General features: G+C 59.3%; 20 protein-coding genes. 16 read left to right on the forward strand and 4 right to left on the reverse strand.

The window, feature by feature from the left end:
* Nucleotides 1–8: 8 nt before the first annotated feature.
* The 5 genes from ACP3TA_RS22160 (at nucleotide 9) to ACP3TA_RS22180 (ending at nucleotide 5,202) form a co-directional block, all read left to right on the forward strand.
* The gene (locus tag ACP3TA_RS22160; RefSeq protein ID WP_206196381.1) at nucleotides 9–1,331 is read left to right on the forward strand and encodes a hypothetical protein; all 1,323 of its coding nucleotides are present in this window, start codon (nucleotides 9–11) and stop codon (nucleotides 1,329–1,331) included.
* The gene (locus ACP3TA_RS22165; protein WP_426784437.1) at nucleotides 1,328–1,693 is read left to right on the forward strand and encodes a hypothetical protein; all 366 of its coding nucleotides are present in this window, start codon (nucleotides 1,328–1,330) and stop codon (nucleotides 1,691–1,693) included. Before ACP3TA_RS22160 ends, ACP3TA_RS22165 begins: the two co-directional genes overlap by 4 nt.
* 22 nt (nucleotides 1,694–1,715) lie before the next feature.
* Nucleotides 1,716–2,759 (forward strand): hypothetical protein, encoded by a 1,044-nt coding sequence (locus tag ACP3TA_RS22170; RefSeq protein ID WP_426784438.1) that lies wholly within the window; start codon nucleotides 1,716–1,718, stop codon nucleotides 2,757–2,759.
* Nucleotides 2,760–3,073: 314 nt separating this feature from the next.
* Nucleotides 3,074–4,369 (forward strand): MFS transporter, encoded by a 1,296-nt coding sequence (locus ACP3TA_RS22175; protein ID WP_033643756.1) that lies wholly within the window; start codon nucleotides 3,074–3,076, stop codon nucleotides 4,367–4,369.
* 26 nt (nucleotides 4,370–4,395) lie between these two features.
* The gene (locus tag ACP3TA_RS22180) at nucleotides 4,396–5,202 is read left to right on the forward strand and encodes a substrate-binding domain-containing protein (RefSeq protein WP_033643757.1); all 807 of its coding nucleotides are present in this window, start codon (nucleotides 4,396–4,398) and stop codon (nucleotides 5,200–5,202) included.
* Here the strand turns inward: ACP3TA_RS22180 and ACP3TA_RS22185 are convergent.
* The 3 genes from ACP3TA_RS22185 to ACP3TA_RS22195 all read right to left on the reverse strand — a co-directional run bounded on the left by ACP3TA_RS22185 (nucleotide 5,177) and on the right by ACP3TA_RS22195 (nucleotide 7,875).
* Entirely contained in the window at nucleotides 5,177–6,076 is a 900-nt protein-coding gene (locus ACP3TA_RS22185) for a LysR family transcriptional regulator (RefSeq protein WP_033643758.1), read from the reverse strand. The two genes, ACP3TA_RS22180 and ACP3TA_RS22185, sit on opposite strands and share 26 nt — an antisense overlap.
* A 102-nt stretch (nucleotides 6,077–6,178) precedes the next feature.
* Nucleotides 6,179–6,544, reverse strand: coding sequence for a diacylglycerol kinase (locus ACP3TA_RS22190; RefSeq protein ID WP_033643759.1), 366 nt, complete (start codon nucleotides 6,542–6,544; stop codon nucleotides 6,179–6,181).
* A gap of 206 nt (nucleotides 6,545–6,750) precedes the next feature.
* Nucleotides 6,751–7,875 (reverse strand): DNA-binding protein, encoded by a 1,125-nt coding sequence (locus ACP3TA_RS22195; protein ID WP_033643760.1) that lies wholly within the window; start codon nucleotides 7,873–7,875, stop codon nucleotides 6,751–6,753.
* Nucleotides 7,876–8,614: 739 nt separating this feature from the next.
* On the opposite strand from ACP3TA_RS22195, the gene ACP3TA_RS22200 reads away from it, so the two are divergent.
* The 4 genes from ACP3TA_RS22200 to spt are packed head-to-tail and all read left to right on the forward strand — an operon-like array spanning nucleotide 8,615 to nucleotide 12,716.
* Nucleotides 8,615–10,354, forward strand: a complete 1,740-nt coding sequence (locus tag ACP3TA_RS22200) for a fatty acyl-AMP ligase (protein ID WP_160204420.1) — start codon at nucleotides 8,615–8,617, stop codon at nucleotides 10,352–10,354.
* Nucleotides 10,351–11,265 carry an NAD-dependent epimerase/dehydratase family protein gene (locus tag ACP3TA_RS22205; protein WP_262943119.1) on the forward strand — a complete coding sequence of 305 codons (915 nt, stop codon included), beginning with the start codon at nucleotides 10,351–10,353 and terminating at the stop codon, nucleotides 11,263–11,265. Before ACP3TA_RS22200 ends, ACP3TA_RS22205 begins: the two co-directional genes overlap by 4 nt.
* Nucleotides 11,266–11,296: 31 nt before the next feature.
* Nucleotides 11,297–11,557 carry an acyl carrier protein gene (locus tag ACP3TA_RS22210; protein WP_015378483.1) on the forward strand — a complete coding sequence of 87 codons (261 nt, stop codon included), beginning with the start codon at nucleotides 11,297–11,299 and terminating at the stop codon, nucleotides 11,555–11,557.
* Nucleotides 11,544–12,716, forward strand: coding sequence for a serine palmitoyltransferase (gene spt / locus ACP3TA_RS22215; RefSeq protein ID WP_089197231.1), 1,173 nt, complete (start codon nucleotides 11,544–11,546; stop codon nucleotides 12,714–12,716). The genes ACP3TA_RS22210 and spt overlap by 14 nt, the downstream gene beginning before the upstream one ends.
* Before the next feature lie 70 nt (nucleotides 12,717–12,786).
* Here the strand turns inward: spt and ACP3TA_RS22220 are convergent, their stop codons facing one another.
* Entirely contained in the window at nucleotides 12,787–13,518 is a 732-nt protein-coding gene (locus ACP3TA_RS22220) for an ATP-binding protein (protein ID WP_089197232.1), read from the reverse strand.
* Between the two features lie 368 nt (nucleotides 13,519–13,886).
* Here ACP3TA_RS22220 and ACP3TA_RS22225 point away from each other — a divergent pair, with 368 nt between their 5' ends.
* From ACP3TA_RS22225 to lptG, 7 genes are all read left to right on the forward strand, one after another.
* The gene (locus ACP3TA_RS22225; protein WP_033643765.1) at nucleotides 13,887–14,612 is read left to right on the forward strand and encodes a lipoprotein; all 726 of its coding nucleotides are present in this window, start codon (nucleotides 13,887–13,889) and stop codon (nucleotides 14,610–14,612) included.
* Nucleotides 14,613–14,642: 30 nt separating this feature from the next.
* Nucleotides 14,643–15,437 carry a hypothetical protein gene (locus ACP3TA_RS22230; protein WP_426784439.1) on the forward strand — a complete coding sequence of 265 codons (795 nt, stop codon included), beginning with the start codon at nucleotides 14,643–14,645 and terminating at the stop codon, nucleotides 15,435–15,437.
* A 72-nt stretch (nucleotides 15,438–15,509) separates the two neighbouring features.
* Nucleotides 15,510–16,847 (forward strand): lipopolysaccharide biosynthesis protein, encoded by a 1,338-nt coding sequence (locus tag ACP3TA_RS22235; protein ID WP_004935553.1) that lies wholly within the window; start codon nucleotides 15,510–15,512, stop codon nucleotides 16,845–16,847.
* Entirely contained in the window at nucleotides 16,844–17,713 is an 870-nt protein-coding gene (locus ACP3TA_RS22240; RefSeq protein WP_101453902.1) for a hypothetical protein, read from the forward strand. Before ACP3TA_RS22235 ends, ACP3TA_RS22240 begins: the two co-directional genes overlap by 4 nt.
* Before the next feature lie 20 nt (nucleotides 17,714–17,733).
* On the forward strand, nucleotides 17,734–18,300 hold the full coding sequence (locus ACP3TA_RS22245) for a YtfJ family protein (RefSeq protein ID WP_047575559.1): 567 nt from the start codon (nucleotides 17,734–17,736) through the stop codon (nucleotides 18,298–18,300).
* Between the two features lie 28 nt (nucleotides 18,301–18,328).
* Complete coding sequence (gene lptF, locus ACP3TA_RS22250) at nucleotides 18,329–19,399, forward strand: LPS export ABC transporter permease LptF (RefSeq protein WP_046687455.1); 1,071 nt, start codon at nucleotides 18,329–18,331, stop codon at nucleotides 19,397–19,399.
* Nucleotides 19,396–20,475, forward strand: coding sequence for an LPS export ABC transporter permease LptG (gene lptG, locus ACP3TA_RS22255; RefSeq protein WP_426784440.1), 1,080 nt, complete (start codon nucleotides 19,396–19,398; stop codon nucleotides 20,473–20,475). The genes lptF and lptG overlap by 4 nt, the downstream gene beginning before the upstream one ends.
* The last annotated feature ends 9 nt before the right edge of the window (nucleotides 20,476–20,484 follow it).

Genomic DNA, 20,484 nt, shown 5'->3' on the forward strand with positions numbered 1-20,484 from the left:
GAGGTTGTATGCCATACCGCACGATCCCGACAACGGATACAAGCTATTTCATGATTGTCACCGATAAAAACGGCGCGGAACAAGATAACGATCCCGATGCACCTAACGGCAAACTGAGCGAGTTGATGCTGTCATCCCTGGTGGACAATGGCATTACCGACGTGTTCATTCGCTGCCACGGCTGGCATCAGGATAAGGCCAAAGCCTTCGCTCAATTTGACAGTTGGATCGGCGCTTTTGCCTCGCAGGATGAAGATCGCCTGCATATGCTGCAACAAATCCCCTCGTTTCAAGAAATGCACATTGGCTTTCACTGGCCCAGTCTGGCATGGGGGGATGAAAAAGAGGCCTCAGACACCAGTTTCTCCCCTGCTAACACTCAGACATTGAGAGAAAGGATCGACTTCCATATCGAGGCGCTCGGCGACACACCGGAAGTTCGGGCGGCGCTGTATAAAATCTTTGATGAAGTACGCACAGACTCCGCGTCAATGACGTTATCCGACACCTTGCGTGCGGCCTATTTAGAGCTCAATGCCGCACTGGATTTGGGTGCCAACGGCGCACCGGGTGAAGGCTCCGCCGATCGTCTGCCTTTCGATCCCGATCAAACCGTGGCTGAAGCCGTCAATAATGTGGCCTTCGGTAATGATGTCGGCGACAACCCGTTACTGGCGCCTCTGCGGCAATTAACTTTTTGGACGATGAAGAAAAGAGCCAAAGACGTCGGCGAAAGAGGGCTGCATCCTCTGCTGCGCGCTATGCAGCAAGCCTCACCCGCCGTACGCATCCATCTGATGGGACACAGTTTCGGTTGCATAGTCGCCAGCGCGGCCATTGCGGGCCCTGCTGGCGCTACGCCGTTGCCATTCCCGATAAACTCTTGCGTATTGGTCCAAGGCGCCATGTCTATCTGGTCCTTTACCTCATCACTCCCTACATCACATGAAACGGCAGGATTCTTCAATAACATCCTGATGGAAAAGAAAATCAGCGGGCCTTTAGTGGCTACGCGCTCGGACAGCGACATGGCCGTCGGCAAACTTTATCCCTGGGCAGCAGGGGTGGCTGGCCAGGTCGCCTACATGTTTCCTCCGCTCTATGCCGCAATTGGCGCGTTGGGCATTTGTGGCATACCCACCGCTCACAATATTACCCTATTGCCAGCCGCTGGCACCTATGCCTTCGTTCCGGCTCACATTTATAACGTGAACAGCAGCAATTTTATTTGCCATGGCAACGGCATCTCCGGCTCGCACAGCGATATTGCCGGCCCCGAAGTGGCCCATCTGCTCTGGCAAGCGGCGCTCAAAACGGCGGACGCATCATGATTGACGAAGAACAGATGCCGCTACTGGCTTTCGGCATTCACGCTGACACGGGGTTGCCATTGGAAACCGGGGGCATGGATCAGCACGAGCAGCATCAGTCTGCAGCTGAATCACTGCTCGGACAAACCGTCGGCGCGGCATTTCCCGACAGAGCGCATTTGGGTTTGCAATTCGGTTTCGATGCCGACCAACTGTCCGAAAGTGGTTGGGGGCTCCTCTTCGCCGCGAATATGGACTCGGCACCTCATTTGGCCGCACTGGCCCCTCTGGTTGAATTGCGACGGCAGCAGGCCGCCGGCACATTCCGCATCTTCGCCGGTCCGGACGGTTACCGACAGGGCGAAAGCCAGCGGCTGGCTTAATCGTCATGGTTCCTCATTAGATATGATTAATCCCGATCTCGGCATGCCTTATTATCTTGTCCTGATCGGTTCGCCAGAGGCCATTCCGTTTGAATTTCAATATGCGCTGGATCTCGTCGCCGGGGTTGGGCGATTGGATTTCCCTACACTTGAAGAATTTACCGCCTATGCAGACAGCATCGTGGCCCATGAAACAGATGCCTCTCGCAAAACAGCTCGGCGTATTGAACTGTTCGCTACCCGCCATGATTTCGATCGCGCCACCCAGCTGTTCATCAAGCATGTCGCCACCCCCTTTGGCGCTGGCACAGGTTCACTCGGGCCGTTGGGTGAAAAGTATCGCTTTGCGTTAAACAGTTCATTAAGCGAGCAAGCGACCAAAGCCTGCCTGAGTCACCTGCTCAGTGCCCCACATAACCCGCCTTCGCTGCTGATCACGGGCACGCACGGCATGGCCTTTCAGGCCGATGACCCTCGACTGGCGGACCATCAAGGGGCATTGGTGTGTCAGGATTGGCCCGCTTATGGCGATATTACCCATGAACACTGGTTTGCCGCTCAAGATATTCCAGAGCATGCCAACGTTCATGGCATGATCCATTTGTTTTTTGCCTGCTATGGCGCCGGTACGCCGGCGTTCGATAACTTTCACTCTAAAGCGGATCGCGTTCGCATTGCGCCACATGCGATGACGGCCCGCCTGCCGCAAAAGCTCATGACACTTCCCCAGGGAGGCATTCTGGCTTCTCTGGGACATATTGATCGGGTGTGGGCATCCAGCTTCGTTTCTGAAATCGGTATGGCGCAGCCCCAACGATTTCGTGACGTCATCCATCGCTTGCTTGCCGGCCAACGCGTCGGTATGGCCACCGACGCTTTCAACGGGCAGTGGGGGGTGCTAAGCACCAGGCTGTTGGAAAAACTGAATAACAAACTGAATGGACAAACCGTCCCCGCCGCTGAGTTGCTGGCATTGCAAATCGCGCGCGATGATATTCGTAATTATGTCGTATTGGGCGATCCCGCGGTTAGGTTGAAGCCAGAACAGGATCATGTGTGCGGGTAAATATCGCCGTACCCAGCCGGCACCGCCCTCTGGCCCAGAAGCCGTTACTGCCTGGTCACTGCCTTCTTTCCCCGCCGCCCCTTTATGAACCCTGTCACAAAACGCGCATGCCATTTTCGACGCCCGCCGCCGCAAGCGATAACCCTCACACTTGTTAACGCCACGTTACATCGGGTTAGGCAACATTGTTAACGCCGATTGATGCGTCAAACGCATCGCGCCATGAGTTTATTGCGCTTATTTACTTTATTTTCCTGAGCGAGTCTTCAGCAACAGGCGCGGCGTCAAGCGCCAATAACAAACTGGAGATAAAGATGCATTCCTCTACCTCACCCATGACCACCCGGGCCAGAACCGGCGCGATACTGCGCGTCACCTCCGGCAACTTTTTAGAGCAGTTCGATTTTTTCCTGTTCGGTTTTTACGCTACCTACATCGCACACACCTTTTTCCCGGCCAGCAGCGAGTTCGCCTCGCTAATGATGACCTTCGCGGTATTCGGCGCAGGTTTTCTGATGCGCCCGATCGGCGCCATCGTGCTGGGCGCTTACATCGATAAAGTCGGCCGCCGCAAAGGGTTGATCGTGACCCTGTCGATCATGGCCGCGGGCACCTTCCTGATCGTGCTGATCCCCTCTTACCAAAGCATCGGGCTTTGGGCGCCGCTGCTGGTGCTGTGCGGGCGTCTGTTGCAAGGCTTCTCGGCGGGCGCGGAGCTGGGCGGCGTGTCCGTCTATCTGGCCGAAATCGCCACGCCGGGCCGTAAAGGCTTCTACACCAGCTGGCAGTCCGGCAGCCAGCAGGTGGCTATCATGGTGGCGGCGGCCATGGGCTTCGCGCTCAATGCGGCGCTGGAAGAAAGCGCCATTCGCGAATGGGGCTGGCGCCTGCCTTTCCTGTTCGGCTGCCTGATCGTTCCCTTTATCTTCTTCCTGCGCCGCAAGCTGGAAGAGACGCAGGAATTTACCGCTCGCCGTCACCACCTGGCGATGCGCGACGTGTTTAAAACCCTGCTGAAAAACTGGCCGGTGGTGATCGCCGGCATGCTGATGGTCGCCATGACCACCACCGCGTTTTACCTGATCACCGTCTATGCGCCGACCTTCGGCAAAAAGGTGCTGCTGCTCAGCGCTTCCGACAGCTTGCTGGTCACCCTGCTGGTGGCGATCTCCAACTTCATCTGGCTGCCCATCGGCGGCGCGCTGTCGGACCGTTTCGGCCGCAAACCGGTGCTGGTCGCCATGACGTTGCTGACGTTGGCCACCGCCTACCCGGCGCTGAGCCTGCTCGCCGCCGCGCCCAGCTTCAGCATGATGCTGGCCGTGCTGCTGTGGCTGTCCTTCATTTACGGCCTCTACAACGGCGCCATGATCCCGGCCTTGACGGAGATCATGCCAACGGAAGTGCGGGTGGCCGGGTTCTCGCTGGCCTACAGCCTGGCGACGGCGGTGTTCGGCGGCTTTACGCCGGTAGTCTCCACCGCGTTGATCGAATACACCGGCGACAAGGCTTCACCGGGCTACTGGATGAGCTTCGCCGCGCTGTGCGCCCTGCTGGCGACGCTGTATATGTATCGCCGCATCGCCATGCCACTGCAAACCGCGCGCTAAGCCGCCATCTCAAAAGGAATGATGCCATGCAAAAACTCACTCGTTCGATCCTCGCCGCGCTGGTGTGCGCCTCCTGCAGTACGGCGGCGCTGGCCAAAGACGTGACCGTCATGATCTCCGGTGGCTTCAAAGCCGCGCTGGAGAAGCTGGCCCCGGAGTATGAAGCCCAAAGCGGCGACAAAATCATTCTGGTGTCCGGCCCCTCGATGGGCAAAACGCCGCAGGCGATCCCCGCGCGGCTGGCGCGCGGAGAGCAAGCCGATGTGCTGATCATGGTGGGCGACGCGCTCACCCAACTGGAAAAAGAGTGCTGGACCCAGCCGGGTTCGCGCGTGGAGCTGGCCGATTCGCCGATCGGCATGGTGGTCAAACAGGGCGCGCCCAAGCCGGTGATAAAAACGGATGCCGACCTGCGCAATGTCTTGCTGCAGGCGGACTCTTTCGCCTATTCCGACAGCGCCAGCGGCCGCTATGTCAGCGGCCAACTGTTCAAAAAGCTGGGCATCGAGGAACAGGTGAAAGGGAAAGCGCATAAGGTTGAGCGCATTCCGGTGGCCTCTGAAGTGGCGCAGGGGAAATACGCGCTGGGCTTCCAGCAGGTCAGCGAATTGCTGCCCGTGGCGGGCGTGACCTTTATCGGCGAGCTGCCTGAAAACGTGCAGTACATCACCCGCTTCGCGGGCGCGGTAACCGCCAAGGCGGAGCACCGCCGCGAAGGCAAAGCGCTGCTGGACTTCCTCGCCTCCTCTCAGGCGCAGCCGACCATTCGCGCGACCGGCATGCGAACCGTGCCGGCGCCGCAGCCGGTCAGGCAGAGTGATACTGTTCAGTAATCAGCTTTTCCAGCTCGGCGGCGACGAAAGACTGCATGCGGCCGCCGCGTCTGATGAGGCCTACGGTGCGTTTCACCACCGGATCGACCAGCGGCACCGACGTCAACACCGAGTGCTCTGAAGCGGGCATCGACATGGCGGGCACGGCGGCAATGCCGATGCCCGCCTCAACCATGCCCAGCATGGTCGTCACATGGCGAGTTTCACACACGCTGGGGCGTTCCGGCACGAGGTGTTCCAGGCGCTGATCGAGCAGATTGCGATTGCCGGAGGTTTTATCCAGCGACACGTAATCCTGCTGATAAAACTCCCGCCAGCTGAGGCTCTTTTTACCGGCGAGCGGATGGTCGCGCCGGCAGGCGGCCACGTAGACGTCCCCCACCAACGGCACAAACTCAAGATTAGGCTGCAGCCGCCCGGCGAAGCAGATGCCGAAATCGGCCTGGCCGCCAGTGACCGCCTCGATGACATTGCCTGCGCTGCCGTCGATCAGCTTAACGCGCACGCGCGGATAGCGAAGCCGGAAACGGCGTATCACGTCGGGCATGAAATAGTAGGCCGCCGACGGCACCGTGGCGACGGTGACCAGCCCCACCCGCTCCTGGCTGACCTTATCGATATCAGCCATCACCGCTTCGACGTTCATCAGCAGCTGCTCCGAACGTTCGGCGAAGGCCTGCCCGTACAGCGTCAAGGTCACGCGCCGGGTGGTGCGATCGAACAGTTTGATGCCCAGCGCGTTTTCCAGCTTCTCAATCCTGCGGCTCAATGCCGACTGCGACAGGCAGATGGACTCTGCGGCCAGCCGAAAATTGCCGTACTCCACCAGCGCGCGAAACGCATAAAGATCGTTGAGATCAAAATTCACGGGCATAACGGCAACCTATCCTTACCATGGCGCCAAAGGCGTAAAGCAACGATAATAGCCGCTTATTTAGCCGCAGCAACCGGTTTAACGCCGGAGCGCGCCTCGCCGTTATCCTCCCAGCAGCACCGTCCCCCAAATAATGATGGTCATTATCACCGCCACCAGCTGCGCTGCGCCGCCCAGATCTTTGGCGCGTTTGGATAACGGATGCAACGCCAGCGAAATGCGATCGACCACGGTTTCAATCGCCGTATTAAGCAGCTCAACCACCAGCAGCAGGAAACTGCAGGCGATTAATAACAGCCGCTCCATTTTTGTAATATCCAGAGTAAATGTAACAACCAGTAAAATGGCGTTAATAACCAATAATTCACGAAATGCATTTTCGGTCAGCGCGGCGTCAATAAAGCCGGCCCAGGAGTTCCTTATGCTGTAGGTTAATCGGCTTATTCCCTTTTTCTTTTCCACAGGCATGCATTCTGCTCTCTTCAGCATCACGGCGATCGCGGTTCAATAAATCACGCGCCGTGAATTTATCTCGGGTTTATTAATTAACGGCCTTAACCGTTCCACTCTGGGGACAATGCTTTCACTCACGCTCAGTCCCCCAAAACGAACGGCGCCGCACGCAATGCGCTTATTATCCTGATGGCGTTAAAAGGCGATGCGATATCAGTCGATTAAAGCGTCTTTTCGTACAAACGGTAGCGTTTATAAGGCACCGCGCCGATACGTTCTAAAATCGTCCGCATGCCGGTATTGGTTTCCAGGATCCACGACATTTCCAGCGCGTCGATATTGCGCTTGGCGAACGGCTCGCGCAGCGCCTCAATCAACAGCAATGCAATAATCGGCCCGATGCGGCTGAATTGATATTCCTGGCGAACGCCCATCAGCGGCACGCGCGCGGTGCGAACGCCGCTGACTTTCAGCCGCCACAATAACTTCGCCCAACCGAACGGCAATAACCGCCCCTGCAGATCGGCAATCGCCTCATTAATGTTCGGCAACCCGACGATAAAGGCGCAGGGCGCGCCATCCACCTCGGCGATATGGATCATATCGTCGGGCACCAGGAACTTCAGCTGATCCCCCATGGTGGCGAACTCATGCTCGGTGAACGGAACAAACCCCCAGTTATGCTGCCACCCCGAGTTGAACACCTCGCGCAGCACCTGCATCTCTTCGCGAAAGCGCTTGCGGTTGAGGCGGCGAACGGTCACCTTTTTGCGCACCTGATCCATCATCCGGGTCAGCGACGGCGAAAAATGCAGGTCGGTTCTTTTCATCCAATAAGCAAGCAAATCAATCCCTTCGCTATATCCTTGCTGCGCTATCTGGGCCGCGTAGTAAGGTTTGGCATGGGTCATCAGGGCCGACGGCGGCGTGTCGAACCCTTCGACCAGCAGGCCGCTTTCCTGATTGATATTGAGGCTGAACGGCCCGGTGATTTTCCGCGTGCCCTTGGACCGCAACCACTCCTCCGCCGCCGTGAATAACGCGCTGAACACGGCGGGATCGTCAACGGCGTCGATCATGCCGAAGTGACCGGAATCTTCTCCGTGCAGCGCCCGGTGCAGAGAATCAATTTGCGCGGTGATGCGCCCGACGACCTTCCCCTGCTTTTTCGCCACCCACGCCTGCCATTCGATATGATCGGTGCCGGGATTCTTCTTTGACAGGTGCTCTTCGCGCTCTAAATACAGCGGCTCAATCCAGTTCGGGTCATCACGAAACAGTAACGAAGGGAAAGCAATAAATTCTTTAAGTTCGCGTTTATCCAGAACTTTCTCAATACGGATCATAAATAGCCTTACGTATTAATAAAATAATTAAATATGAGCGCGACAACGCCTTTAGCATTTTTTATGCTGTTCTCTTTTATTGGATTGTGTATCGCCTCCGGTTCAACGATAAGAAAAACCGAATATTTCCCCCTGTGAACCAGCGCATTATTTGCCTATCACGCGCACTGAGGCGGCGTGATTAAACAAAAAAAGGAAAGCCCAAAGCGGCGCTGACATGCTACGCTATGCGTGCTCTTTTATTATTTAGTGCTATTTGGGCGAAAGAAACCCGCCGCTTTAAGTGTACCGACTTTAATCAGGTGGCGCGCCGCCATTTTTACCACTTAATGCTCTTTTTAAGAATCAACTTAAATGAGGCATTCACTTTTTGATTTCTTGCGGCATACTGTTTAGGAAGTGTTTAAGTTCGAAGATAGCCATGCATGAGGTCATAACCTATGAGCAGACAGGTATTTCCTGCCCGACAGATGCAGACTAAAGAACGGCGAACCTCGGGTATTACAATCACCTCTCGTATATCTCCAGGTCGCCGCTCAAGGCTGATAATGCAGGCCGCTCACGCGCTACCGGGTTAATAACCGGCGTGCCGCTCAAGTACGGCAATATACGCAATTCGCGGAATGAAGATGGTTGAATAACAAACTTATTCAAAACCTATTCATAGTAAAACATCAATTACCTCGCCAAGAGTGATTTAACTCTTTTGGTGATTTTTAATCTATGGCTAAGTTTGTCTATGTCTGAAACAAGTTCCGTTCATTCTCTTCCCATGCGCTATGCGGACTTCCCCACTTTAGTGGACGCGTTGGATTACGCGGCGCTCGGTAATACGGGAATGAATTTTTACGATCGGCGCAATCAACTCGTGACCGTTCTCGATTATCGCACGCTGCAGCAAAAAGCGATCTCGGGCGCGCGGCGTTTATTGTCCCTGAAGCTCAAGAAAGGCGATCGCGTGGCGCTGATCGCCGAAACCAGCGCGGGGTTCGTCGAAGCCTTTTTCGCTTGCCAATATGCCGGCCTGGTGGCGGTGCCGTTGGCGATCCCGATGGGCGTGGGCCAGCGCGACTCCTACACCGCCAAACTGAAAGGGCTGATCGCCAGCTGCAACCCGGCGGCTATTATCAGCAGCGAAGAGTGGACGCCGCTCATCGCCTCCGCCACGGAAAACGCGTCAGCGATGCACATCCTCAGCGACGCGGATTTCAACGCATTGCCGGAGCCGGAGATCGCGCTGCCGGCGCCTTCGCCCGACGATATCGCCTATCTCCAATACACTTCGGGCAGCACCCGCTTCCCGCGCGGCGTGATCATCACCCAGCGGGCGGCGATGGCGAACCTGAATGCGATCAGTCGCGACGGGATCAAGCTGCGCGCGGGCGATCGCTGCGTGTCGTGGCTGCCCTTCTATCACGATATGGGCCTGGTCGGTTTCCTGCTGACGCCGGTGGCGACCCAGCTGTCCGTCGATTATCTGCGCACGCAAGATTTCGCCATGCGCCCGATGCAGTGGCTGAAACTGATCGCCAAGAATCGCGGCACGGTGTCCGTCGCCCCGCCGTTCGGCTACGATCTGTGTCTGCGCCGCAGCAACGCCAAAGAGCTGGCCGATCTGGATCTTTCCAGCTGGCGGGTCGCCGGCGTGGGCGCCGAGCCGATCCCGGCCGAGCTGCTCAGCCAGTTTGGCGAACACTTCCGCAGCATCAACTTCGACAGCAAAGCCTTCATGCCGTGCTACGGGCTGGCCGAGAACACCCTGGCGGTGAGCTTTTCCGATCCTTGCTCCGGCCCGCAAACCAACGCGGTCGACCGGGATATTTTGGAGTACGAGGGAAAAGCGGTCGCGCCGGGCAAAAAAACCCGCGCCGTCTCGACCTTCGTCAACTGCGGCCGTGCGCTGCCCGGCCACCGCATCGAGATCCGCAGCGAAACCGGGCAACCACTGCCGGAGCGCCAGGTCGGCCATATCACGATTTCCGGCCCCAGCCTGATGAACGGCTATTTTTGCGATACTGAGTCCCAGCAGCAAATTCAGGTGACCGGCTGGATGGATACCGGCGATCTGGGCTACCTGCTGGACGGCTATCTGTACGTCACCGGCCGCAAGAAGGATTTGATCATCATTCGCGGCCGCAATATCTGGCCGCAGGATATCGAGTACGTCGCGGAGTCCGAACCGGAAATCCGTTCCGGCGATGCGATCGCCTTCGTAACCGAAGAACACGACGAAGCGGCCAGGATCATTTTGCAAATCCAGTGCCGAGTCAGTTCGGAAGAACGCCGGGAACAAATCGTGCACTCGCTGAGCGCGCGCATTCAAAGCGAGTTCGGCATTGCGGTGGACATCGAGCTGCTGCCGCCGCACAGCATTCCCCGCACGTCGTCGGGCAAACCCGCCCGCGCGGAGGCCAAAAAACGCTGGCTGAGCGCTTCGCTCTACCCGCAAATGCCGCAGCTGGCCGGTTTCGCGCAATGAGCGGCACCGTCGCAGTGACGGGCGCGACCGGCTTTATCGGCCGGCATATCGTCCAGGAACTGCTGGCGCAAGGGTTCAACGTGCGCGCCCTGACGCGGCAAGCCGGAAAAGCCGCCATCGACAACCTGCAGTGGATCCCCGGCGCGCTGGAAGATCGGCCTTCGCTCACCGAACTGGTGCGCGGCGCCGAGTGCGTCGTGCACTGTGCGGGCCAGGTGCGCGGGCATGCGGAAGCGGTGTTCACCCGCTGCAACGTGACCGGCAGCCTGAACCTGATGCAGGCGGCCAGGCAAAACGGCCGCTGCAATCGTTTCTTGTTCATGTCATCGCTGGCGGCGCGCCATCCGGCGCTGTCCTGGTACGCCCATTCAAAACAGGCCGCCGAGCAGCAATTGATCGCCGCCTCGGGCGAGATCGCGCTGGGGATTTTCCGCCCGACGGCGGTCTACGGGCCGGGCGATAAAGAGCTGAAACCGCTGTTCAACGGCCTGCTGCGCGGCGTGCTGCCCCGGCTGGGCGCGCCTGACGCCAGGCTCTCTTTTCTGCACGTGAGCGATTTGGCGAAGGCGGTCGGCCAATGGTTATTGGCGCAGCCCGCGCAGTCGAATATTTACGAACTGTGCGACGGCGTGGCCGAAGGCTATGACTGGCTGCGCCTGCGGGACATCGGCGCCGCCGTGCGTCACGGGCCGGTGCGGCTGGTGGGCATTCCGCTGCCGCTGCTGAAAGCCCTGGCGGATATCAGCGTGCTGTGGAACCGCCTGATAAAACAGGAGCCGATGCTGACGCGCAGCAAAATACGCGAATTAACCCATCAAGACTGGTCCGCCAACAATCAGGCGCTGTCGCAACAGATTAATTGGTTTCCACAGGTGAGTTTGGAACGCGCGCTGCGTGAAGGGCTGTTTTAATTATTCCAAGTAGAGGTGTGTCAACGTTCTTATGCTAAATCGCGATGCTGTAATGGATTATATCCTGACGTGTTTGCAAGGTATCGTCGAAGGCGGAGTGGAAATAAAACCTGATAGCGATCTCGTCAATGATCTTGGCCTGGAATCCATCAGAGTCTTGGATCTGCTGATGATGCTGGAAGATGAATTAGATATCTCCATTCCTATCAATATATTGCTTGATGTCAGAACGCCTGAGCAACTGCTTGACGCGCTGCGCCCTTATCTGGAGAAAAACCATGGGACTGTATGACAAGTTTGCGCGGCTTGCCAATGACCGTGAACAATTTCAAACGTCCGGTCTGAATCCGTTCGGCACCTGCATCGACGAAGTGTATTCCGCCACCCAGGGGCGCATCGGCGATCAAAAGATTGTCCTCGCCGGCACCAATAATTACCTTGGCCTGACGTTCGATGCGCAGGCGATCGCCGCCGGCCAGGCGGCCCTGGCCGCGCTCGGCACCGGCACCACCGGTTCGCGCATGGCGAACGGCAGTTACGGATCGCATCTGACGCTGGAACGGGAGCTGGAGGAATTCTTCGATCGCCCGAGCGCCATCGTGTTCTCCACCGGCTATACCGCCAACCTGGGCGTCATCAGCACGCTGGCGGGGCCGGGCTCCGTGGTGTTGATCGACGCAGACAGCCACGCGAGCATTTACGACGCCTGCGCCCTCGGCGGCGCAGAGATTATTCGCTTCCGCCACAATGACGCCGCCGATCTGGAGCGCCGCATGGTGCGCCTGGGCGAGCGCGCCCGCGAGGCGATCATTATCGTGGAAGGCATCTACAGCATGCTGGGCGACGTCGCCCCGCTGGTGGAAATCGTCGACATCAAGCGGCGGCTGGGCGGGTATCTGCTGGTCGACGAAGCGCATTCCTTCGGCGTGATGGGCGAGCACGGCCGCGGCCTGGCCGAAGCGCTCGGCGTCGAGCAAGACGTGGATATTATCCTGGGCACCTTCAGCAAAAGCCTGGCTTCGATCGGCGGTTTCGCCGTCGGCGGCAAGGGGATGGACGTGCTGCGCTACAGCAGCCGGCCGTATATCTTTACCGCTTCGCCGTCGCCGTCCAGCATCGCGTCGGTGCGCACGGCGCTGCAAAAAATCGCGCGCCATCCCGAGCTGCGGGAAAAGCTGTGGAGCAATGCGCACCGTCTGTACCACGGCCTCGCCGAACTGGGGTATACCCTGGGCCCGCGCATCAGCCCGGTGGTGCCGGTGATGATCGGTTCGAAGGAAGAAGGATTGCGTTTCTGGCGCGAGCTGATCGCCCACGGCGTGTATGTAAACCTGGTGCTGCCGCCGGCCGCGCCGGCGGGCGTCACCCTGCTGCGCTGCAGCGTCAATGCCGCGCACAGCGATGAAGAAATAGACACCATCGTGCGCGCCTTTGCGGCGCTGAAAAAATAAAGCCTTTCCCTCTCGGCCGCGGCGGCGGTGCCGAAAATGGCATCACCGCCCTGCCGAATCGCTGCGCGCCTCAGTGCGCAGCCGTTGATGCCCCATCAGCCGAATAGCGATACCCCTGCACCACCATAAATTCCGCGATGGCTTTTTCCGCCGCCGCAAGCACCTCCCCGATCGGCCGATCGGCATCGAGATCCACGATGTCGGCGCCTTCGAACGTCAATAACGGCGTGACGGCGATCTTCTTCTCCAGCGCCGCTTTGCGGTGATCGGGTTTACGGGCGCAGGCCACGTCCAGACTGACATTCAGCTTGAGCACCAGATCCGGTTTTTGCTTCGCCATCCACTGGAACGCCGCCCGCTCCCGCGCCGCCAGCCAACGGACGAAACGGCTGCCTTCAACATCGACGGGAAATACCGTGCCGTCATAAGCGCCGGGGATTTGCGCCTGCGGAAAACGGTCGGTCAACACGATATACCCCTGCCGCCGAAACGCCAGCATGCGGCGAAACCGCAGCAGCCGCCGCCCCACGAAGGCGATGATCACCGCCGACGGCAACAGGCCGATGCGGGATTTCTTCGTTTTGACTTTTTTGGTATTGCTTTCGATAGCCTTGCCCACCGAGCGCCCGAGCAGCGGCAGTTTCGCCGCCGCGCGCCCGACGTTGCCCGCCTGTTTGCCCAGATGCACCTGCACCGCCGGGCCATAATGTTTCACATATTCGATCAGATGTTCACAAACGGTGGACTTACCCGATCCGTCGCTGCCGATAACCGCAATCAGCGGCGGAAATTTTGCATTCATAATCAGACTCTCTTTCAATACACCAGAAACGGCATGCCCTATTTGAAACGAAATATCGCTCACGGCCGCGACGGCAGCGCGAAGATAATTGCCATAGCGCCGCGCCAAACCGCACAAAAGATTAAGCGAAAATGGAAAACCTCTGCTCTTTTTTCGCCGTGAGCCAGGCCGAAAGTTAACATAAAAAGCGAAACCGGCTCACGCCCGGCCAATTAGCACAAAATAACAAGAACGAACGCCATAAATATCAATTCAAATAACCAACAGGAATACTGAACCCATTATTTTATCGCGGCAAAGCACAATAAATATCTTGAACCCAAGGCGTATTGGAATACAATAGTTTTTTTCGCATTGGATTAATTATTGTGAGTCAGCAGATAAGACCTTCATCTGATCGCTCGCCCGTGCGCGTAATAGCGATAACCGGCTGTGACGGCTCGGGAAAATCCACCCTGGCCGCCAGTCTGGTCGAGGCCTTATCGGCGCAAGAACCTGCCGAACTGCTTTATCTCGGCCAGTCTTCCGGGCGTATCGGCGAATGGATCAGTTCGCTGCCGATTATTGGCGCGCCCTTCGGGCGTTATTTGCTGAAGAAATCGCAGCGCGTGCACGATCGCCCTGCTACGCCGCCGGATAATGCCACGGCGCTGGTGATCTTTTTACTTTCCTATTGGCGCGTTTTTAAATTCCGCCGCATGCTGAAGAAAAGTCGCCGCGGCGCATTGCTGATTACCGATCGTTATCCGCAGGCCGAAGTGGCGGGATTTCGTTTCGATGGCCCGCAGCTGGCAAAAACCGCCGGCGGCAATCGCTGGATACGCTGGCTGAGAAAACGCGAACAACGCCTGTACCACTGGATGGCGTCTTATCAGCCCTTATTATTAATTCGGTTGGATATTGACGAGCAAACGGCCTATTCACGCAAACCCGATCACTCGTTGGCGGCGTTGCGTGAAAAGATCGCCGTCATCCCGCACCTGACGTTTAACGGCGCTAACATATTGGATTTGGACGGCCGCGAGCCGGCCAAGCATATTTTCGATGCTTCGCTGCGCGCCGTTAAAATATCGCTGAGGGCCGCCAATGCCTAGCCGCCAAATAACCTTTTCGTACTGAAACAGATGAAAAAAAATAAACTCACTACCGAGCAGGATATCTCTCACGGCTGCATCACCGGGCTGATTGCCGTGGTGGGCAGCGACGGCACGGGCAAGTCCACGCTGACCGCCGATCTGGTGAAAAACCTGCAGCAGCATCGCCCCACGCAGCGCCGCTATTTAGGGCTGATCTCCGGCGAAGACGGCGACAAAATCAAGAAATTGCCGTTCATCGGCGTGTGGCTGGAGCGGCGTCTGGCGGCCAAATCAGATAAAACCCAGCGCATGAGCAACAGGCCGCCGGCGCTGTGGGCGGCGCTGATCATGTACGGCTTTTCGCTGTGGCGCGCCGCCAACCTGCGCAAGGTGCGGCGGCTGGCGCAGAGCGGCGTGCTGGTGATCAGCGATCGCTACCCGCAGGCGGAAATTTCCGGTTTTTACTACGATGGGCCCGGCATCGGCGTGGAACGCGCAAAAGGCCGGCTATTGCGCCGCCTGGCGGCGCGCGAACGCCGTTTATATCAACGCATGGCCGTCTATCGGCCGGAGTTGATCATTCGCCTGGATATCGACGTCGATACGGCGTTTTCCCGCAAGCCCGATCACAGCTATGAAGAGCTGAAAGACAAGATTTCCGCCATGGTGCGCCTGCAGTACAACGGCGCGCGCATCATCGAGCTGGACGCCAGAGCCCCTTACGACGAGGTGCTGAGCAACGCGCTCAACGCCATTTCCGCCGTGGTGAACCCCGCGAAGCGCCCGCAGAGCGACATCGGGCAACCCGGCGAAAACGCCGGCAAAGAAACTCAGGTTTATTAAAAAGAGACAGGGCAAGCGCATGAGTGCGGAACACAAGATGCACAAAAATAACGATGATGGCTGGTTTAAGTTATGAAACGATGGTTTTCCGATGGCGCGTTTCGTTCCATTTTACGTAATGCCGCCTATTTAGGCTCCGGCAGCGTCGCCAGCGCACTGCTTGGCCTGCTGGCGCTCTCCTGCGCCGGTAAAGGCATGTCGCCTGAAATGTTCGGCGTGCTGGTGGTGATCCAGGCCTATACCAAAGCGGTCAGCGATTTCATCAAATTCCAGACCTGGCAGTTTGTGGTGCAATTCGGCACCCCGGCGCTGGAGCATCAAAATACCGGGCGCTTCCGCGACGTCGTCGCGTTCTCCTTCGGCCTGGATATCGCCAGCGGCGTCATCGCCGTGCTGGGCGGCATGATCATGCTGCCGTTCTTGTCACACGCCCTGGGGCTGGACAGCGAAAGCTTCTGGCTCGCCATGCTGTACTGCACCCTGATCCCGTCGATGACCTCGTCCACGCCCACCGGCGTGCTGCGCGCCTTCAACCGCTTCGATCTCATCGCCATTCAGCAGGCGATCAAGCCGTTCCTGCAGGCGGTGGGCAGCGTCATCTCCTATTATTTCGATCTGGGGTTCCCCGGTTTCATCGTCACCTGGTACGCCTCTAACCTGATCGGCGGCACGCTGTTTTGGTGGTTCACCGCGCGCGAGCTGCGCCGCCGCGATATCCACGGCGCGCTGAGGCCGCGCCTGTTCAACGTCGCGCGCCGCATCGAGGGCGCCTGGAACTTCGTCTGGACCACCAACATCGCCCACACCATCTGGGCCGCGCGCAACTCCTGCACCACCGTGCTGGTGGGCGTGGTGCTCGGGCCGGCCGCCGCCGGGCTGTTCAAGATCGCCATGACCTTCTTCGATGCGACGGGCACCCCGGCCAAGCTGCTGGAGAAAAGCTTCTATCCCGAGATCATGCGTTTGGATCCGCGCACCAAGACCCCGTGGCTGCTGGGCCTGCGCTCTTCGCTGCTGGCCGGCGGCATCGGTCTGGCCGTCGCGGTGTTGATGTTGCTGGTGGGCAAGCCGCTTATTTCCGCGGTCTTCGGGCAGCAATACCTGGAAGCCTATGACCTGATTCAAATCATGCTGGGCGCGATCATCGTCTCGATGATGGGCTTCCCGCAGGAATCCTTGCTGTTTATGGCGGGCAAGCAGCGCGCTTTCCTGATCGCGCAGGCGACGGCCTCGGCGGCCTACATTGCGCTGCTGGTGTCGATGGCGTATGCCTTCGGCGTGCAGGGCGCCGCCTTCGCTTATTTACTGGGGCAATGTTTAGACGTGCTGTTATCCCTGATACCGACGATCGGCGCCTACCGCAATCGCTTTATGTTGGGGCTGAATGTGCCCAAAGAGAGTAATCAATGACCGCTATCACGAATTGGAAGAAGTTCTCCGCCGAAACCACCCAGGCGCTGTTTGTCGCCGTGGAAGAGGATGACCTGGTCGAGGCGAATATCAGCCTGCCGCAGCAGATCGATCTGGAATGCTCCCCCGAGAGCATCCGGGACAACTACGCGCTGTGCCTGCAGTTTTGGGAAGACGGCTTTTCCCGCCGCGAGCTGCTGCAACTGGTGAACGGTTTCCTGCAAGACCCGCAGTTGGCGGCGGCAACGCGCATGCGCTACAAATATATCCGCGCCCGCTATAAGCACCTGCGCTTCGCCCAGCAGCTGTACGGCGCGCCCCACCGCGCCAACCGCCTGTTCCACACCACCACCGTGGTGCTCGGCCATTTTCAGGACGCGTTTCGCAACGGCAACCAGAAGAACCTGACGCTGTACGGCAACCTGCTGCGGCTGCTGCTCAGCAAGCCGGTATGGTCTTACGTGCGCTATGCGCTACGCCACACCCGCCTGGAAAGCGCGCAGGGCTTTATCGCCTACCGCCAGGAGCAGATGCGCCAGCTGCAGACGCTGATCGCCGGCCCGGCGCTGACCGGGCATCAGTTCCACGACGTGCGCAAAATCGTCAGTCGCCAGGTGTCGTTTTACGACACGCTGAGATCGATCGATCCGGACAACCGCGAGGCCCGGCAGATTTCGCGCTTCCTGGCGGCGATTAACGGCCTGATGGGCGACCGGCACGACGTGATGGTGGCGGACAAGCTGGCCGGCGGCGATATCTATGACCGGCCGGCGACGCTGGACATCGACATCCGCCAGCGCCTGGAGCTGCTGCTGGCGCGTTTTCCGCTGTCGTTTTCCCCGTCGGCCGTCGCGGCCGGCAGATAAGCGCGTTGCCCGTAGCCATGATGACGTTACCTCGCTTGCTGGCCCTTGCGCTGCTGCTGTCGCCGCTGGCGGCGCCGGCACATAACTTCGTGCATGGCCGGCCGGTGGCGCCGATCGCCATCGCCGATCGCGGCGAGCTGCTGCTGCGTAACGGCGATTTCAGCTACCGGCCGTGGAACAGCGCAAAACTGGCGGGCAAGGTGCGGGTGATCCAGTACATCGCCGGGCGCACCTCCGCCAAAAAGAAGAACTCGCTGCTGATCAACGCCGTCAAGGACGCGAACCTGCCGGGCGATCGCTTCCAGCCCACCACCATCGTCAACACCGACGATGCGATACCGGGCTCCGGCTTCTTCGTGCGCGGCAAGATCGAGAAAAACAAGCGGCATTACCCCTGGGCGCAGTTCATCGTCGACAGCGACGGGCTGGGGCGCATGGCCTGGCGGCTGCCGGAGGAGAGCTCCACCATCGTGGTGCTGGACAAGGCCGGGCGCGTGCAGTGGGCGAAGGACGGCGCACTCACCCCGCAGGAAGTTGACCAGGTGATCGCCCTGCTGCGCGCCCTGATCGCGCGGGAGGCGCCATGAAGCGCACGCCGCCGGGAGCCGATAACGCATGCCTTTGATTGAACGCTATATCACGGTTGAGATCCGCCGCCTGGTGATGATGATCGCCGGGTTTCTGATCTTCATGTTCGCCAGCTACTCCGCCCAGCGCTACCTGACCGACGCCGCCAACGGCACGCTGGCGCTGCGGGTGGTGGCCGACGTGGTTTTCTATAAATCGCTGATCGCGCTGGAGATGATATTGCCCGTCGCGCTGTATGTCTCGGTGGCGGTGGCGCTGAGCCAGATGTACAGCGATGCGGAGATCACCGCCATGCTGGCCGCCGGCGCCAGCCCGCTGCGGCTGTACAAGGCGGTGCTGCTGCTCGCCGTGCCGCTGGCGATCGCGGTCACGCTGCTGTCGCTGTATGGCAGGCCCTGGGCGTACGCCAATATTTATCAGCTGCAGCAACAGTCGCAATCGGTGCTGGACGTGAGCCACCTGCAGGCCGACAAATTCAACGTCAGCGGCAACGGCCGCATGATCCTCGCCAATCACGTCGATAAAACGGCCAACCACCTGACGGACGCCCTGATTTATGTGCGCGGCGGCCATCACACCAACCTGTACCGCGCGCAGTCGGTGGAAGTGCTCGACGCCTCTCCCGCCAGCCCCGCCGTGCGGCTGAAAACCGGCACCGCCTATGTGCTGGATCGCCAGGGTGCCGACGACAACGGCCAGAATTACGACAACTTTGACATCGCGCTCAAACCGTTCGTGCCCAGCGCCGAGAGCCGGCACAAGTCGGCCTCGCCGGCGGAACTGGCGCGCTCCGCCGATCCGGGCGACGCCGCCGAACTGCAATGGCGCGAGAGCCGTGGGCTGACCACCGTGCTGATGGTGCTGCTGGCGATCCCCTTTAGCCGCATCAAGCCGCGGCAGGGGCGCTACGCCGCGCTGCTGCCCCTGACGGTGCTGTTTACCGTGATTTTCTATGGCGGCAACATTTGCCGCACGCTGGTGGCCAACGGCTCTCTGCCGACGATCCCCGGCGTTTGGCTGGTGCCGCTGGCGATGGCTGTCGGCATCGCCCTGCTGCTGGCGCGCGACCTATCTCTGCTGCGGAAACCCTCCCGATGACTATTTTTAGCCGCTACCTGATCCGCAACGTGTTCATCGGCTTCGCCGCCGCGGCCGGGCTGCTCATCCCGCTGTTCACCACCTTTACGCTGATCAACGAGCTGGAGGACGTCACCCCAGGCGGCTACCGCTGGCAGCAGGCGCTGCTGGTGACCGTGATGACGCTGCCGCGCAGCCTGGTCGATCTGGGGCCGTTTATCGCGCTGCTCGGCGGCATCGTCGGGCTGGGGCAGCTGTCTAAAAGCCTGGAACTGACGGCGATCCGCTCCGCCGGGATGTCGATATTCCGCATCGCGCTGGTGATGCTCGCCGCCGGGCTGTTGATGAACCTCTCGCTCGGCGCCCTCGATGAATGGGCGGCCTCGCCGCTGCAGCAACGCGCGCTGCAGATGAAGAACAACGCCCTGGCGCAGTCGAACGATAACGACGTCACCGTTAACCCGCTGTGGGCGCGGCGCGGCAACGAGTTTGTGACGGTAAAGACCGTCGATGAGAACGACCAGCCCCACGGCATTGAGATCTTCCGTTATCAGGCCAACCGCGCGCTGGAATCTTACCTCTACGCCGAAAGCGCCAGCACCGCCGCCGACGGCAACTGGTTGCTGCACAACGTGATGCAAAAAAGCTGGCAAGGCAGAAAGGAGACGATTGCGCGGCAAGACAGCCTGCTCTGGCGCTCGCTGTTCGCCGTGCCGAGCCTGAAAGAGCTGACCCTGCCGGCCGGCAGCTTCTCGCTCCAACAGCTGGATCGCTATATCGATTACCTGCAGGGCTCGGGGCAGCCCAGCACCGAATACCGCCTGGCGCTGTGGAAAAAACTCGGCCAGCCCCTGCTGGTGCTGGCGATGATTTTGCTGGCCATCCCGTTTACCTTCACCGCCCCGCGCGCGCCCGGCATGGGCAGCCGATTAGCGCTCGGCGTCATCATCGGGCTGCTGACCTACATCGCTTACCAGATCGTCCTCAATCTGGGGTTGCTGTTCGCCCTCAACGCGCCCTTCACCGCCCTCGCCCCGCCGCTGCTGATTTTGGCGCTGGCGTTGGCGCTGGTTTATCGGTTTGATCGGCGGGGTTAAAAACCCGCA

This window comes from Serratia sp. 2C06 (genome assembly GCF_050037615.1).
Taxonomy (GTDB): Bacteria; Pseudomonadota; Gammaproteobacteria; order Enterobacterales; family Enterobacteriaceae; genus Serratia; species Serratia ureilytica.

Coding starts and splice junctions, on each gene's coding strand:
- ACP3TA_RS22160 (WP_206196381.1), top strand. CDS start 9: ATGCCATACCGCACGATCCCGACAACGGATACAAGCTATTTCATGATT.
- ACP3TA_RS22165 (WP_426784437.1), top strand. CDS start 1,328: ATGATTGACGAAGAACAGATGCCGCTACTGGCTTTCGGCATTCACGCT.
- ACP3TA_RS22170 (WP_426784438.1), top strand. CDS start 1,716: ATGATTAATCCCGATCTCGGCATGCCTTATTATCTTGTCCTGATCGGT.
- ACP3TA_RS22175 (WP_033643756.1), top strand. CDS start 3,074: ATGCATTCCTCTACCTCACCCATGACCACCCGGGCCAGAACCGGCGCG.
- ACP3TA_RS22180 (WP_033643757.1), top strand. CDS start 4,396: ATGCAAAAACTCACTCGTTCGATCCTCGCCGCGCTGGTGTGCGCCTCC.
- ACP3TA_RS22185 (WP_033643758.1), bottom strand. CDS start 6,076: ATGCCCGTGAATTTTGATCTCAACGATCTTTATGCGTTTCGCGCGCTG.
- ACP3TA_RS22190 (WP_033643759.1), bottom strand. CDS start 6,544: ATGCCTGTGGAAAAGAAAAAGGGAATAAGCCGATTAACCTACAGCATA.
- ACP3TA_RS22195 (WP_033643760.1), bottom strand. CDS start 7,875: ATGATCCGTATTGAGAAAGTTCTGGATAAACGCGAACTTAAAGAATTT.
- ACP3TA_RS22200 (WP_160204420.1), top strand. CDS start 8,615: ATGTCTGAAACAAGTTCCGTTCATTCTCTTCCCATGCGCTATGCGGAC.
- ACP3TA_RS22205 (WP_262943119.1), top strand. CDS start 10,351: ATGAGCGGCACCGTCGCAGTGACGGGCGCGACCGGCTTTATCGGCCGG.
- ACP3TA_RS22210 (WP_015378483.1), top strand. CDS start 11,297: ATGCTAAATCGCGATGCTGTAATGGATTATATCCTGACGTGTTTGCAA.
- spt (WP_089197231.1), top strand. CDS start 11,544: ATGGGACTGTATGACAAGTTTGCGCGGCTTGCCAATGACCGTGAACAA.
- ACP3TA_RS22220 (WP_089197232.1), bottom strand. CDS start 13,518: ATGAATGCAAAATTTCCGCCGCTGATTGCGGTTATCGGCAGCGACGGA.
- ACP3TA_RS22230 (WP_426784439.1), top strand. CDS start 14,643: ATGAAAAAAAATAAACTCACTACCGAGCAGGATATCTCTCACGGCTGC.
- ACP3TA_RS22235 (WP_004935553.1), top strand. CDS start 15,510: ATGAAACGATGGTTTTCCGATGGCGCGTTTCGTTCCATTTTACGTAAT.
- ACP3TA_RS22240 (WP_101453902.1), top strand. CDS start 16,844: ATGACCGCTATCACGAATTGGAAGAAGTTCTCCGCCGAAACCACCCAG.
- ACP3TA_RS22245 (WP_047575559.1), top strand. CDS start 17,734: ATGACGTTACCTCGCTTGCTGGCCCTTGCGCTGCTGCTGTCGCCGCTG.
- lptF (WP_046687455.1), top strand. CDS start 18,329: ATGCCTTTGATTGAACGCTATATCACGGTTGAGATCCGCCGCCTGGTG.
- lptG (WP_426784440.1), top strand. CDS start 19,396: ATGACTATTTTTAGCCGCTACCTGATCCGCAACGTGTTCATCGGCTTC.